Source organism: Lysinibacillus sp. NPDC056959 (assembly GCF_042674095.1).
Classification (GTDB): Bacteria; Bacillota; Bacilli; order Bacillales_A; family Planococcaceae; genus Lysinibacillus; species Lysinibacillus zambalensis.
This window is the reverse complement of record NZ_JBHURE010000010.1, coordinates 42,425-57,130: the sequence shown is the minus strand read 5'-3', so window position 1 is coordinate 57,130 and position 14,706 is coordinate 42,425. Positions and strand designations below refer to the sequence as shown.

General features: G+C 37.6%; 14 protein-coding genes and 1 riboswitch. Of the genes, 13 read left to right on the top strand and 1 reads right to left on the bottom strand.

The genetic code is table 11. The features are described 5' to 3' along the window. Positions 1 to 7 precede the first annotated feature (7 nt). The 11 genes from resB (at position 8) to ACFTQ7_RS13425 (ending at position 12,693) form a co-directional block, all read left to right on the top strand. A complete protein-coding gene (gene resB / locus ACFTQ7_RS13475) occupies positions 8 to 1,681 on the top strand; it encodes a cytochrome c biogenesis protein ResB (protein ID WP_349659599.1) in 1,674 nt (557 codons plus the stop codon). Continuing rightward, entirely contained in the window at positions 1,678 to 2,865 is a 1,188-nt protein-coding gene (gene ccsB, locus ACFTQ7_RS13470; protein ID WP_386829327.1) for a c-type cytochrome biogenesis protein CcsB, read from the top strand. The genes resB and ccsB overlap by 4 nt, the downstream gene beginning before the upstream one ends. Positions 2,866 to 3,018: 153 nt before the next feature. Continuing rightward, positions 3,019 to 3,735: a response regulator transcription factor gene (locus ACFTQ7_RS13465; RefSeq protein ID WP_049668637.1), complete on the top strand. Its 717-nt coding sequence runs from the start codon at positions 3,019 to 3,021 to the stop codon at positions 3,733 to 3,735. Further along, a complete protein-coding gene (locus ACFTQ7_RS13460) occupies positions 3,728 to 5,503 on the top strand; it encodes an ATP-binding protein (RefSeq protein WP_349659597.1) in 1,776 nt (591 codons plus the stop codon). The genes ACFTQ7_RS13465 and ACFTQ7_RS13460 overlap by 8 nt, the downstream gene beginning before the upstream one ends. A gap of 373 nt (positions 5,504 to 5,876) precedes the next feature. Beyond that, complete coding sequence (sigX, locus tag ACFTQ7_RS13455) at positions 5,877 to 6,407, top strand: RNA polymerase sigma factor SigX (protein WP_386829324.1); 531 nt, start codon at positions 5,877 to 5,879, stop codon at positions 6,405 to 6,407. Then, positions 6,407 to 7,678, top strand: a complete 1,272-nt coding sequence (locus tag ACFTQ7_RS13450; protein ID WP_386829322.1) for an RNA polymerase subunit sigma — start codon at positions 6,407 to 6,409, stop codon at positions 7,676 to 7,678. The genes sigX and ACFTQ7_RS13450 overlap by 1 nt, the downstream gene beginning before the upstream one ends. A gap of 294 nt (positions 7,679 to 7,972) precedes the next feature. After that, positions 7,973 to 8,161: riboswitch (FMN riboswitch) on the top strand. 224 nt (positions 8,162 to 8,385) lie between these two features. Then, positions 8,386 to 8,973: an ECF transporter S component gene (locus tag ACFTQ7_RS13445; RefSeq protein ID WP_349659594.1), complete on the top strand. Its 588-nt coding sequence runs from the start codon at positions 8,386 to 8,388 to the stop codon at positions 8,971 to 8,973. A 173-nt stretch (positions 8,974 to 9,146) separates the two neighbouring features. Next, positions 9,147 to 10,493 carry a sodium-dependent transporter gene (locus ACFTQ7_RS13440; RefSeq protein WP_349659593.1) on the top strand — a complete coding sequence of 449 codons (1,347 nt, stop codon included), beginning with the start codon at positions 9,147 to 9,149 and terminating at the stop codon, positions 10,491 to 10,493. A 308-nt stretch (positions 10,494 to 10,801) separates the two neighbouring features. Further along, a complete protein-coding gene (gene glnA, locus ACFTQ7_RS13435; RefSeq protein WP_386829319.1) occupies positions 10,802 to 12,136 on the top strand; it encodes a type I glutamate--ammonia ligase in 1,335 nt (444 codons plus the stop codon). A gap of 148 nt (positions 12,137 to 12,284) precedes the next feature. Further along, positions 12,285 to 12,461 (top strand): sporulation protein Cse60, encoded by a 177-nt coding sequence (locus ACFTQ7_RS13430; RefSeq protein ID WP_268635783.1) that lies wholly within the window; start codon positions 12,285 to 12,287, stop codon positions 12,459 to 12,461. Positions 12,462 to 12,483: 22 nt separating this feature from the next. Then, entirely contained in the window at positions 12,484 to 12,693 is a 210-nt protein-coding gene (locus tag ACFTQ7_RS13425; RefSeq protein ID WP_386829317.1) for a hypothetical protein, read from the top strand. A gap of 116 nt (positions 12,694 to 12,809) precedes the next feature. On the opposite strand, the gene ACFTQ7_RS13420 is transcribed toward ACFTQ7_RS13425, so the two are convergent. Next, positions 12,810 to 13,139: an NUDIX hydrolase gene (locus ACFTQ7_RS13420; protein ID WP_386829431.1), complete on the bottom strand. Its 330-nt coding sequence runs from the start codon at positions 13,137 to 13,139 to the stop codon at positions 12,810 to 12,812. A 317-nt stretch (positions 13,140 to 13,456) separates the two neighbouring features. Between ACFTQ7_RS13420 and ACFTQ7_RS13415 the strand changes: the two genes are divergently transcribed. Beyond that, positions 13,457 to 13,750 (top strand): hypothetical protein, encoded by a 294-nt coding sequence (locus ACFTQ7_RS13415; RefSeq protein WP_386829315.1) that lies wholly within the window; start codon positions 13,457 to 13,459, stop codon positions 13,748 to 13,750. Between the two features lie 56 nt (positions 13,751 to 13,806). Continuing rightward, positions 13,807 to 14,670 carry an AraC family transcriptional regulator gene (locus ACFTQ7_RS13410; protein WP_386829313.1) on the top strand — a complete coding sequence of 288 codons (864 nt, stop codon included), beginning with the start codon at positions 13,807 to 13,809 and terminating at the stop codon, positions 14,668 to 14,670. Positions 14,671 to 14,706 lie beyond the last annotated feature (36 nt).

The following is a 14,706-nucleotide window of genomic DNA, read 5'->3' as shown; positions in this document are numbered from 1 at the left end:
AATGACTATGGAAAACATCATTTGTGCTTGTGGTCATAGTAACCCATATGGCACGAAGCTTTGTGAGAAATGTGGTCGTCCTTTAACTGAGGAAGGTAAACAGACAAAAGTTGTTGATATGCGTTACGATGGAACGGCAATTCGTTCAAAAACGTATAATACAACATTTGTTGATAAAATTTGGAATTTCTTCTCGAGTGTAAAAGTGGGGATCGCCCTCATTATTATAACGTTGGTCGCAGCGTCAATCGGAACAATTCTACCGCAAGCGATATATGTTAATGCCCCGGAGCCTAGCAAAGCAGAGTATTATGAAAAAGTGTACGGTGTATTAGGCAAACTCTATAATAATTTAGGACTTTCTCATTTATACAACACTTGGTGGTTCCAAATTTTAGTAGGTATGCTTGCGATATCGATTATTGTTGCGAGTTTAGACCGAGGGTTACCTTTGCATAAGTCTTTAAAAAATCAACGCGTTAAACGTCATGAAAGTTTCATGAAACGCCAACGGATCATTGCGGAAGGACAAGTGCCAAACGCTGATGAAACGCTTGATAAAGTTGAGCAAAAAATGTCCGAATTAAAATATCGTGTTCGTCGTGATGGAAGTGCACTGCTAGCAGAGCGCGGCCGCTTCGCTCGATATGGCCCATACATAAATCATGTCGGTCTCATTATTTTTTTAACAGGTGTTATGTTGCGCTTAGTACCTGGTTTTTATGTGGATGAGACGATTTGGATCCGTGAAGGTGAAACACGAGCTATACCAGGTATGGATGGGTATTTTATTAAAAATAATAAATTTATTTTGGAAACCCATGGCGAAAAGCAACAGGGCGGGGAAGCGAGCCAAGGTGTAAATGTTATGGCGAAGAACTATCAAACGGATATAACATTATACAAACAACCTGAGGGAGCTCTTCCAGGAGATTCAGACAATCTTGAAAAATTGAGAGATTACTCAATTCGTGTTAATCACCCGTTAAAAGAAAACGGTTTTGCGTTGTATCAAATGAATTATCGTCTTAATGAATTGAGACAGATGAATTTTAATTTAGTGAATAAAGCTTCTGAAGAATCACAAGGTCAAATTGAAATTGATTTAACAAATCCTAAAAAAGAATATGATTTAGGAAATGGTTCCTCAGTACAAATTCTTGTTTATACGCCAGATTTTGATGGTTTTGAAAATGGAGAGCCACAGACAAAAACATCAATACCAAATAATCCGGCATTTTTATTTAGAATGACAACACCAGAAACACCAAAAGGTGAAGTAAGCTTTGTAGAAATCAGAAAGCCACCACTTGAACCACTTGGTGAAAACAAATATAGAATGAAATTCGCAGGAGCAGAGATGCGTAATTCATCAAACTTTACAATTCGTAAAGATAGTACGATACCAATTTTATTTGTTGGTGGTGTTATTTTCATGATTGGTGTAGTAATTGGCTCCTATTGGAATCATCGACGTTTATGGTTACAGGTGGATCCGGATGGTCGAGTGTTGATGGCTGCTCATGTGAATAAAAATATGTTTAGTATGAAAAAGGATTTAGATACAGTCACTACGTTTGCTGGTCTACCAACATATAAAGATCAGTTGGATAAGCCTGAAGATGACAACAAATCCGCAAAGCCAGGCACTAAAGAAAAGGAAGGTGACAACACCTTATGAGTTTGATTGACATAAGTGGAAACCTATTATTTGTAGCATTCATAGCCTACCTAGTTGCAACTTTATTGTTTGGTGGTTCGATAAAGCAATCGAATGCAACGGGGAAAAATACCGATAAATGGGGCAAGGTGGCAATTGTTGTAACAATTATTGGTTTACTTTCGCAGCTTGGTTATTTTATTACTCGTTGGGTTTATTCAGGACATGCACCTGTCAGTAATATGTTTGAATTTACGACTGCGTTTGGAATGTTCATTGTTGGGGCATTCGTATTGATTTATTTTATTTATCGAGTGACAGCCCTAGGATTAGTAGCATTGCCTGTGGCGTTATTAATAATTGCCTATGCGTCGATGTTCCCGAGTGAAGTTAGTCCTTTAGTACCGTCATTACAAAGTTACTGGTTAACAATTCATGTTATTACAGCTGCTTTAGGTCAATCAATTTTAGCGATTAGTGCGGTAGCAGGACTAATTTATTTATTAAAAGTAGTTGATTTAAAGAAGCCTTCTAAACAACGTTTCTGGTTAGAAGCGGTAATGTTCTTCCTTGTGGTAGTCGTTGGTTTCGTAGTTGCTACATCAGTTTTTAATATGATGGATTACGATTCAACATATTCTTATTTAGATAAAGAAGGAAATGAACGTCAAATTGACTACAACATGCCGCCACTATTTGGTATGAATGAATATAAGGCAGTGGAAGAACATGGCATGTCTCCGTTAGTAGAAATGCCTGCGCTCATTAATGCGAAGAAATTAACTACAGTTGTTTGGTCATTATTGGTAGGGTCTATTTTATACTTATTAATTCGATTAATTGCAAGACGTCGAATTAGTGCGATTTTCCAACCTTTTGTCAAACGAGTAAATATACAATTAGTTGATGAAATTGGTTATCGTTCAGTTATAATTGGCTTCCCAGTATTTACGTTAGGAGCTCTAATCTTTGCAATGATTTGGGCACAACTTGCGTGGAGTCGTTTCTGGGGATGGGATCCGAAGGAAGTGTGGGCACTTATTACATGGTTATTCTATGCAGCATTCCTACACTTACGTTTATCAAAGGGCTGGGAAGGTGAAAAATCTGCATGGTTAGCATTAATTGGTTTTGGAATAATCTTATTTAACTTAATTGCTGTTAACTTGATTCTTGCAGGTTTACACTCATACGCTTCAGCTTAAATTGATTAACTTGAGCAAATAAATTTTTAACGTCGCTAGTATTAGAAAGAAGAGCCTTCTTGCTGTGGCAAGAAGGCTTTCTTTTCTTTTCAATATGTGTCGTACGATGTACAATAGAAGGTAGAGAAAGATTAGAAGAGAGGGATCGTGAAAGTGTCAGAAAATATTTCAGTATTAGTAGTAGATGACGAGGACCGTATTCGACGCTTATTAAAAATGTATTTAGAGCGAGAAGGATACCTTGTTGACGAAGCAGAAAATGGTGAACAAGCGATCGAAAAATCTTTAGAAAAAGAGTATCACTGTATTTTACTTGATATTATGATGCCTGAAAAAGACGGGCTTGAAGTTTGTGCGGAAATCCGTGAACGAGCAGCAACACCAATTATTTTATTAACTGCAAAAGGCGAGGAAGCGAATCGTGTACAAGGCTTTGAGCTTGGAGCAGATGATTATATTGTAAAACCGTTTAGTCCTCGTGAAGTTGTGTTACGTGTGAAGGCTATATTACGCCGTTCACAAGCATTCTCACCTTCGACAAATGCTTCTTCTTCAAAAGATTTAGTTGTGTTTCAACATTTAATGATTGATCATGATGCACACCGCGTAACAGCAGAAGGTATTGAAGTAAATTTAACACCTAAAGAGTATGAATTACTTTATTTCTTAGCAAAATCACCAGACAAAGTATTTGACCGTGAACAATTACTAAAAGAAGTTTGGCATTATGATTTCTTTGGTGACTTACGTACAGTTGACACACATGTAAAACGTTTACGTGAAAAGCTCAACCGTGTTTCAGAAAACGCTGCAAAGATGATTGTTACTGTATGGGGCGTTGGCTACAAATTTGAGGTTGTCAATGAATAGAATATGGAATAGTGTTGTCGGGAAGCTATGGGTAACCATATTGCTTCTCGTTTCATTTGTATTATTTGTTTTCACGGTTTTAATGCTTGAGTTTCTTCAAAATTACCATATGCAACAAGCGGAAAGCTCTTTGCGTCAAACTGCTGCAACGATTGCAAGTATAGTGGATGATAATGAAACAGCAGAATCGACTTCTGAATTATTAAAAGATATTTTACCTGAAAGTACAAATGCACTTATTGCTATTAATCATGATAGAGTCTCTTTCGCTATGCAGGAAGGTGTCAATAAAATAGAAATTCAGGATATGATTTTAGCTAATAAATCGTTTCATGAAGTTTTTCAATCAGATAAACCGATTATTAAGGAAATGATGATGCCGTCTTCCACAGATGAAGAAAAAATGGAATCTTATGTTGTACTAGGTTTCCCGCTAAATGTAGAAAATACAGTCCACGGGGCTGTCTTTATTTATCAAAGTCCAGATGCATTGCATAAAACATCGAAAGAGACGACGAAAATTGTCTTTTTATCTGCTTTCATAGCTTTTGTTCTGACGACATTTTTTGCGTTTTTTCTTTCGTCACGTATTACGTCACCATTACGTAAAATGCGTGAGTTGGCGTTTGAAATTTCTAAAGGGAATTTTGAAGCGAAAATGCCAACTACCCAAAATGATGAAATAGGCCAGCTTGCAGTTGCCTTCAATCAAATGGGACGTCAATTGAAACACAATCTAGAAGTGATTAATCAAGAAAATGAACAGCTATCAAATATTTTAACATCGATGACAGATGCAGTTATTACGTTTAATCGTGATCGTACAATATTATTAAGTAATCCTCCAGCGGACCGTTTAATGCAAAAATGGTTCGTCAATAAAGGCTCACAAAGTGCGAAGCCAATTCCGCCAGAACTTTATCATATGCTTGATCATGTACTGATGTTTGAAGATAAGCTTGAAGAAGAAATTGAGATGGACGGAAATTACTATACGTTTACGATTAGCCCTCTTTATAGTGAGGAATCGATACGTGGAGCGGTTGCAGTTATTCGTGATATGACTGAGCAGCATCGCTTAGAAAAACTGCGTTCAGACTTTATTGCCAATGTGTCTCATGAGCTACGGACGCCGATTTCGATGCTCCAAGGTTATTCAGAGGCATTAATGGATGATGATTTTATTCAAGATCAAGAAGAACGAAATGAGATTACAAAAATTATTTATGATGAATCGAAGCGTATGGGACGCCTCGTGACAGATTTATTAGACCTTGCTCGTATGGAATCGGGGCATATGACGCTTTACAAAGATGAGCTTCCGATTAATTCAACATTTGAACGTATTACACAAAAATTTGCACAAGTTGCAAAAGAGAAACATGTTCGACTAATATTTGACAGTGAGTTTAATGACGATGTTACGATTAGTATAGATGAGGATCGGATTGAACAAGTATTAACGAATTTAGTCGATAATGCTCTTCGCCATACAGATGAAGGATCAGTAACCGTGAAAGTTGAGCAAGAGCCGACCTTTGCCAAAATATCTGTCCAGGATACAGGACATGGTATTCCACAAGAGGACCTGCCATATGTTTTTGAACGTTTCTATAAAGCAGATAAAGCACGTACGCGTTCTAAAGGCGGAACTGGCCTAGGTTTAGCTATTGCTAGAAATATAGTTAAGGCACATTCAGGCAATATTATGGTGGATAGTGTGCTAAAAGAGGGGACTACCTTCACATTTTATTTACCATTCGATTAAAAGCATCGCTATTATCTGTTTTCAGCAAATGAAAGAGGATTTAAGTAACTTTTCAGCGGGTGTCAAAACATCCATAGAAAACTCAGTCTAAGAACGCCTCGTCTTGTGGCAATTTATCGAATGTTTTCTGTGCGAAAGCGAAGCGGCAGCAACATGGTTTTATCTGTGCGAAAGCGAAGCGACAGCAACATGGTTTTATCTGTGCGAAAGCGAAGCGACAGCAACAACACAAAACTGAGTGATATATCACGTTGGCCTAAAGCCGATTTTTGACCCAATGATACCTAGGTATCATTGATGAATTGGTGTTAATTGGATGTAACTTCTGTGAACGTTTAAACGACAAATATAAATAGAACGGGGGTGGAGTGCTTTGAATGACTCCGTGTTCCATCGATTATACGATGCATATCATCAAGACGTGTTCCAGTTTCTTATTTATTTAGTAAAAAACCGTACACTTGCTGAGGATTTAGCACATGAGGTTTATGTTCGCGTATTGCGCTCATATGATAAGTTTGCAGGCAATAGCAGTGAAAAGACATGGCTTTTTGCGATTGCTAAAAATGTCGCAATTGATCATTTTAGAAAGCAGGCTGTACGCCAAAAACATTCACTTGATTTTTTTGATTGGGAAACGGAACAGCTGCATTCAACCACACCATTACCCGAAGACGTGCTGCAGGCAAATGATGAATTTATGCAAGTTCAATCAGCGCTTGAACATTGTACAGGTGACCAAAAAATGGTCATTATTATGCGCTACTTTCAAGAGTTATCGATTGCAGAAACAGCACAAATATTAGATTGGACAGAAGCGAAGGTAAAAACCACGCAACATCGCGCCATAAAATTTTTAAAGCAACAGCTACAACAGGTTAGAGAACGGGAGGCGAAACGGTAATGACACATAATCCATTCGATGATGACCAACTGGAACATATATTGAATAATGCCCCTAAGCTTTCTGACCGCCGTTCGAAAGAAGAAATAGTAAATCGATTATTGGCAGATGCTCGCTTGCAGGATTCTGTCCATCTTCAAGCTATTCAACAACCAATTGATGATGAAATAACATCACAAGAGGAACACAGTGCGGAACAGACTATAAAGAAAGAAGGTCGTAAATGGCCAATCTTTATGAGTGTTGCAGCTGTCTTCGCTTTAACAGTACTTACAGGCTCTATGTTCATGAATAATCATGATACAAAAATGGATCAGGCCAATGCTCCTGAAACTTCTCAATATTCAACAATGCAGGAAGATCGTGCAGCAAAAAGCTCTATGCATGATAATATTATGGAGTCTAACATAGTAGCAGAACATTCGCGGATCATGTCTCTGAGATCATCTGTATATGAAGATGATTTAACAGATGCAGTAGCATTCCATATTGGTTTGGCAAATCGTGATAAGGAAAGCGTACCGATGACGTATATTATTCCAAATGAACGAGTGGCTACTGATTTTGGGAAGAAAAAACCTACAACATTACAAATGTATGAAAAGTATGCGCCAAAAATTGATGAGGAAGCAAATGGTTTTACTAATTATCATCCATATAAAGGAGAATTGAAGGAGAAGGGCGATCAACTTGTTCATGTATTGCCGGAGCAAAATGATTATGATGTTGCTGCTAAAGATTCTGGAGAATATGTAGGGACTATACAGGATACATTCTCAGACTCAGAGTATAAAGATATCGAATTTGGAAAACTTAATGATACAGAATCCGAGCTTTCCAATGAAGAAGAGGCCAGTAATTCTATGGCATTAACGAGCTCAAATCATTTTAATTATTATTTATATAAAGATGAAAATGGAGTTGAATATTTATCACCCGATTCTCGTAAAACTTTTTCCACTGTAACAGAAGCTCTTGTTGATATGCGAGCTAAAAATGATAATGCATACGTTCCAGTCATACCGGAAAATATAACATACACTGTAAAAGAGGTAGCAGAAGGCGTTATTGTTACATTCGACGAGCCGCTTGATTTAACGACAATGGACGTGATTCGTGCAACCCAATTAATTGAAGCAATGATGCTAACTGCTGCAAGCTTTGATCAACAAGTACGCCTAGACAATGTTGTACAGGAGAGTTGGGAAGGATTTGATTTGAAAAATTTCTTACCAAAGCCTGTAGGAGCCAATAAACGATATATGCCATAAATGGTGAAACAACAAATAAATGAACGCAACTTTATAAGTGAATTTCTTGGAGCATTCTCGCCGCTATACGGGCGTGAATGCTCTTGTTAGTTTAGGGGGAGATCAAAGGATGGTAAAAGCCCGATTGGTGAAGAATAACAATCAACGGGGATGATAGTAAACCCTTAACTTTTAAAGATGGGACTATTGCGGGTATTTGTAAAACATACAAGTTTAATCGGATTTTTTTAAGCAAAGCTATTTACTTTTCCTTCGTAATTCATTATAGTAAGGCTATGAAATAAAAAAATATTGATTCATCTTCGGGGCAGGGTGGAAATCCCGACCGGCGGTAATAGAGTTGTAAATCGCTAATGTCTTTCATTAGCTCGAATAATTTACTAAAAACTCTTCAGCCCGCGACCTGTGCAAATATTTTTTTGCATGGCTGACTTGGTGTAATTCCAAGGCCGACAGTTAAAGTCTGGATGGGAGAAGATGGAGGTGCGATCGTCATTCATTGTTATGAATTTAGCTATGTACGAGCGTTTTTTTCGTTGTGGCTTTACGCAGCGTATGCTCAACAATAGTTAATTAATGGCGTTTCTTTAATCATGCCTATTCTCCCTTATGCTTATTTTGCATAAGGGTTTTTTCATAATAAGAATTGATGTGGTCGTAACCTTTCTTCTTGCGAGATTGAATCAGCAAAGAGGAGAGAGTTTACTATGAAGAAAAATGTTAAACTTCAGTCGTTTATTACGATTGGCATGCTGAGCAGTATTTCGTTTTTGTTAATGCTTTTTAATTTCCCTATTCCGCCATTTCCAGCGTTTTTGGAAGTAGACTTCAGTGATATGCCGGCATTGCTTGCAGCGATCACAATGGGACCTGTAGCTGGTATTTTAGTAGAATTCTTTAAAAATGTGTTGGACTGGATTTTCTCAGGTACGCCAACAGGAGTACCAGTAGGTCATATCGCGAACTTTGTAACAGGTGTTTTATTTATTTTACCAGTTAGCTTTGTCTTTAATCGCGTCAAGACAGTTAAAGGTCTTGTCGGAGGTTTAGCTGCAGGTACAATCATAATGGCAGTAGGAATGAGCATTCTTAACTATGCAGTATTTTTACCTATGTACACTTACTTTTTAGGTATGGAGCCTGTCGTAGGTGATTCACTATATAAAATGATCGTAGCTGGTATTTTGCCATTTAACATTATTAAGGGTATTTTAATAACGTTCATCATGGCATTACTATTTACAACAATGCGCAAATGGATTCATCAACAGCGCTCTATGTATATAACAAAATAATATGGATGAGACCTCGAGCTGTTAAGTGCTCGAGGTTTTTTATATTGGATAGATAGAATGATGGATATGCTGGATATTATTGTGCAAAAGTAACAAATAGAAATAATCTAGTCTAGATTACTATTTTCATGTAAAATAAGGAAGAGTTTAGAATGTTAGAGGAGTTTGAAGAGATGAGTGAAAAAAAGAGTCAGTGGTCTAGTAAACTAGGCTTTATTTTAGCATCAGCGGGAGCTGCAATCGGGCTAGGGGCAATATGGAAGTTGCCGTATGTTACTGGACAAAGTGGTGGGGGAGCATTTTTCCTTATTTTTGTTCTATTTACATTGTTGATTGGTTTACCGATGTTATTATCAGAGTATATTTTAGGTCGTGGTACACAGTCTGAGGCTGTGACTGCATATAAAAAAATTACACCGACGAAAACAGGCTGGGCTTGGGTTGGTCGTATGGGTGTACTCGGTTGTTTTTTATTATTAACTTTTTACAGTGTTGTGGGAGGTTGGATTTTTATATATAGTGGCCTAGGTGTGAGTGGGGCAGTTATTGATCCTGCTAATGATCCAAGTAAACTATTTGGGGAAGTTGTAGGGACACCTTGGATTACGCTACTAGGTTTAGGATTGTTTACGCTAGTAAATGTACTAGTCATTTCACTTGGTGTGCAAAATGGTATAGAGAAGGCTAATAAGTGGATGATGCCTTTATTATTTATTATGTTTATTGTGCTTGTTGTGCGGGCTTTAACATTAGATGGGGCAATGGAGGGAGTTAAATTCTTCTTGTGGCCTGACTTTTCCAATATGACTGGTAAGGCTATATTAGAAGCATTAGGGCAGTCCTTCTTTGGTTTAGCGGTAGGGTTTTCTTGTCTTGTGACGTACAGCTCCTATTTAAAGAAGGATGTAAGCTTACCGAATTCTGCGGGCTCTGTTGTTCTTCTCACGGTGCTTGTATCGTTTTTTGCAGGATTAGCCATTTTCCCTGTTGTATTTGCTTTTGATTTAGAACCAGCGTCTGGTCCAGGCTTATTATTTATGGTTCTGCCAACAGCATTTAGTCAAATGCCATTTGGTGAACTATTTTTAGCGATGTTTTTATTATTATTTTTATTCGCAACGCTAACTTCTTCCTTCAGTTTATATGAAATTATCGTAGCGGCATTTATAGAGAAAGGGCGTATGTCTCGTTCTGCGTTGACAATGTTACTAGGTGTAGTTGTCTTTATTGCGGCGATTCCTGCAGCGCTTTCATCAAGTACATTAGCGGATGTATCAATCTTTGGAAAAACAATTTTTGATGCAACTGACTTTTTAGTTTCTAATTTAATGCTTCCGATAGGTAACTTATTGATTGCTATCTTTATTGCATATGTAGTTGATAAAGAATTTGTGAAGAAGGAATTATTAATAGGAAGCAAATTGGGGCAAGGGTTCTATTCAACTTATCGTCTATTGATGCTAGTAGTAGTACCTCTTGTGATTATTGTTGTGTTTGTAAATATGCTATTGCAATACTAATGGTAGTAGGTTAGTAGGTTGTGTTCCGTTTAAGGGATGCAACCTACTTTTTTGATGGTGCAACAATAAAACGCTTGCTTGCTGTCGCTACGTTAGTACTACGCTTTCGCACAGAAAAAAGATGTGTTGCTGTCAGCGGGTGTAGTAAGAGGGGATAACTCTATAAATCTAAAAAAACGATAAGTATATTCGAGAAAAAGTATGTAATAAAACCTTACATAGATATTGTGTTTTTCATCTTTGTGATGTATTTTAAAAGCAGTTGTAAAAGAATTGTGTGAATTAAAATAACATTGGAGTGGTGGAGAATGAAACATTATTCAAAAGAAGATATTAAACGTCGTGTTAAGGAAGAAAATGTAAAATTTGTTCGCCTACAATTTACTGATATATTAGGAACGATCAAAAACGTTGAAGTACCAGTTACTCAATTAGACAAAGCGTTGGACAATAAAATTATGTTTGATGGCTCATCGATTGAAGGATTTGTACGTATTGAAGAATCAGATATGTACTTGTGTCCTGACCGTGATACATTCGTCATTTTTCCGTGGACTGCCGAGAAAGGTAAAGTGGCCCGTGTCATTTGTGATATTGTTAGACCGAATGGTACACCGTTTGAAGGCGACCCACGTTCCAATCTGAAGAAGGTTTTAAAGGAGATGGAGGAGTTAGGCTTTAGCTCATTTAATTTAGGACCAGAACCGGAGTTTTTCTTATTTAAGCTAGATGAAAAAGGGCATCCAACGCTTGAGTTAAATGATAGTGGTGGATACTTCGATTTAGCCCCAACTGACTTAGGGGAGAACTGTCGACGTGATATCGTATTAGAGCTAGAAGAAATGGGCTTTGAAATTGAGGCATCTCATCATGAGGTTGCACCTGGTCAACATGAAATCGACTTTAAATATGCAAGTGCTATCGAAGCATGTGATAATATTCAAACGTTTAAGCTTGTTGTAAAAACGATTGCTGCACAGCATGGACTGCACGCAACCTTTATGCCAAAGCCACTATTTGGTGTTAACGGTTCTGGGATGCACTTCAACTTATCCTTATTTGAAGGGGATAAAAATGCGTTTTATGATGAACATGCAGAATTGCAATTAAGCGAAACAGCACGTAGCTTTATGGCAGGAATACTAAAACATGTACATGGTTTTACAGCTGTCACAAACCCACTTGTTAATTCCTATAAACGATTAGTGCCGGGCTATGAGGCTCCTTGTTATGTGGCATGGTCTGCACAAAATCGTTCACCACTTATTCGAATTCCAGCTGCACGAGGATTATCAACACGTATCGAGCTCCGTTCTGTCGATCCAGCAGCAAACCCCTATTTAGCAATGGCTGTTATTTTAGCAGCTGGGCTCGATGGCATTCGCAAAAATCTCACACCGCCAGATGCTGTAGATCGAAATATTTATAAAATGTCACGAGCTGAACGTGAATTGAATGGTATCGATAGTCTCCCAGCTTCATTGGAATACGCACTCTTTGAACTAGAAATGGATCATATCGTACGTGAAGCGCTTGGAGATCATATCTTTGATAAATTCACGGCTGCTAAAGAAATAGAGTGGAATAAATACCGCACACGTGTCCATAACTGGGAGCGGGAAGAATATTTAAAAATGTATTAGAAGGGGAGTGTTGGGGCAGTAGTGCTCCGACACTTTTTATTTAAAAAAAGTAGTGTTATATAAAGCTGTAGCACTTTCTACTCCTAAATATTTTGTTGTGACAAATACTTCCTTTTATTCTATGATTAGAAGAAAAGGGGGAAAATGTATGACACAAGCGACCCAAGTAGTAACGATCCAAAATAATGACATTGTACAATTTGAACATGATATTAATAACGCTCTATTAGATTTAAGCGATTATTTAATAGTGGATATTAAATACAATACGTTATATATAGGGGAACATACAGTTATACATTCAGCTTTAATTATTTATAAATAATTGATTCAAAGGGGGAAATATATTGTCAAAAATATATTGGGTATCAATTGCTAAAAAATTAGATGAAACTGCAGTGGAGCAGAATGTCATTGAAAAAATTTTTGCTAAGAAATCTGAGTTGAAAGATTTTTTAGAACAAGAAGGCTATTGTAAGGCAGCGAAAAATCAATATATTAAAATCGATAATGAATTGATATACGAAGCGGCCGTTGAAAAAGTAAAAATGAAATAATCATAATATAAATGTTTACCCGCGGGTGAAAGGGAAATACCCGCGGAAGAAACATAAATATCCGCGATTGAGGTAATGCCAAGCACCAAGCTTCTCATCATTTATTGTGGTAGGTTTTATTGAAATAATGATAATAGAAATTGTCTATCTTCAGGGAAAGTTAATGTTAAATCTAGTAAATCATCTTTTGATTTCCACGCAATTTCATAAATCAATTCATCGGGATCATGTATCATCATTTGTCCACCGGTAATGCTTGTTTCGAAATAACGCACTTCTACTACTTCATTATTTTTATGTAATACTTCTCTGACGATGTCTACTACAAATCCTGTTTCTTCATACACTTCGCGGATACAACATGCCTCAAAATTCTCAGTAGCTTCTCTTCCACCTGATGGTACTGCCCATGTTTTTACTTCCTCTTTAGTACCTTGCAAAACCATTAATAATTGATTGTCTTCATTTAAATGAATTCCTGCAGCTCCTTGCCATTTACCCAAAATCAAAACCTCCAATCCAATTTTTTATACTAATTTTAACCTATATTATCCAAAAATAGGTATGACTTTTGTTGATTCTATGCATATAGGTTGATTGGGGTGGAGACTGGGCGACTCCGTGGGGATTAGCAATAGAGGAATGAAGGCTAAAACCATCACGTCCTGTGATAATGCCTTCGTGACCAACATTTTGGCCCAAGCGGCTCATCGGACGCCCCCAGGAAGCTTTGCTCTGCGCGAAAGCGAAGCGTCAGCGACAAATGTTTAAACTGTGCGAAAGCGAAGCGTCAGCAACAAATGTTTTCTGTAGCGAAAGCGAAGCGACAGCAACAAATGTTTTAACTGTGCGAAAGCGAAGCGGCAGCAACAATGTTTTAACTGTGCGAAAGCGAAGCGGCAGCAACAAATGTTTTAACTGTGCGAAAGCGAAGCGGCAGCAACAAATGTTTTCTGTAGCGAAAGCAAAGCTACAAAGCGACCAGTCGGAACGGAAATCAACACCACGCTATGATGAAAATAAAGCTTTCTTTTTAACCAGTCCAACGTTAGCATAAAAAGACAGGAATAACTTATTTTGATGTTTTAAACTATAAACAAGGAGTGAGAGCAATTGAGTTGGATTGAGTCGATTCAAAAAGCAATTAATTACATCGAGGGGCATTTATTAGATGACATCACAATGGAACAAATCGCACGAGAGGTAAATTCTTCAATCTTTCATTTTCAACGGACTTTCTCGATTTTAACGGATATGTCTATTGCAGATTATATTAGACGGAGAAGGTTAACATTAGCGGCACAGGAGTTGATAAATACAGAGCAGAAAGTAATCGATCTCGCCTACAAATATGGCTACGACTCTCCTGAAGCTTTCACAAAGGCATTTCGTAAGCAGCATCACGTAACGCCGAGTGAAGCAAGAAAGAAGCAAGGACAACTACAATCATACAACCGCCTGGTTATCCAGGTGAGCCTGAAGGGAGCAGAACCAATGAAGTATAAAATCGTAGAAAAAGAAAAGTTTCAAGTGGTCGGAGTAAAAAGAACGTATAATTGTCAAAATGGTGAGAATACGAGAGAAATCCCTAAATTTTGGGATGAGATTAACAGCAAGGGAATGGATCATCAATTATTTTCATTAAATAATGGAGAAATTAAAGGGGTGCTTGGCGTCTGTGCACCAAATGCCAGCGAACAAAAAAATGGTTTTATTGATTATTGGATTGCAACGGATCATAATGGGAATGTTCCAGAAGAACTAAATGCAATGGAAGTTCCAGCGTCAAAATGGGTTGTGTTTGAAGTACATGGCCCTATGCCGGATGCTATGCAAAATACGTGGAAACAAATTTACTCTGAATGGTTCCCATCCAATCCGTACGAGCCTACGGGGACAGCTGAGCTGGAAGTTTACTCGGACGAAGATCCATTTAGTCCTGACCTTTATTCTGAAATTTGGATTCCGATTAAGTAATAGAAATGAAGTAGCCAAGAATGTTCGTAGATAACA

Coding starts and splice junctions, on each gene's coding strand:
- ACFTQ7_RS13445 (WP_349659594.1), top strand. CDS start 8,386: ATGAAGAAAAATGTTAAACTTCAGTCGTTTATTACGATTGGCATGCTG.
- resB (WP_349659599.1), top strand. CDS start 8: ATGGAAAACATCATTTGTGCTTGTGGTCATAGTAACCCATATGGCACG.
- ccsB (WP_386829327.1), top strand. CDS start 1,678: ATGAGTTTGATTGACATAAGTGGAAACCTATTATTTGTAGCATTCATA.
- ACFTQ7_RS13420 (WP_386829431.1), bottom strand. CDS start 13,139: ATGGTTTTGCAAGGTACTAAAGAGGAAGTAAAAACATGGGCAGTACCA.
- glnA (WP_386829319.1), top strand. CDS start 10,802: ATGAAACATTATTCAAAAGAAGATATTAAACGTCGTGTTAAGGAAGAA.
- ACFTQ7_RS13415 (WP_386829315.1), top strand. CDS start 13,457: ATGTTTAAACTGTGCGAAAGCGAAGCGTCAGCAACAAATGTTTTCTGT.
- ACFTQ7_RS13450 (WP_386829322.1), top strand. CDS start 6,407: ATGACACATAATCCATTCGATGATGACCAACTGGAACATATATTGAAT.
- ACFTQ7_RS13460 (WP_349659597.1), top strand. CDS start 3,728: ATGAATAGAATATGGAATAGTGTTGTCGGGAAGCTATGGGTAACCATA.
- ACFTQ7_RS13440 (WP_349659593.1), top strand. CDS start 9,147: ATGAGTGAAAAAAAGAGTCAGTGGTCTAGTAAACTAGGCTTTATTTTA.
- ACFTQ7_RS13430 (WP_268635783.1), top strand. CDS start 12,285: ATGACACAAGCGACCCAAGTAGTAACGATCCAAAATAATGACATTGTA.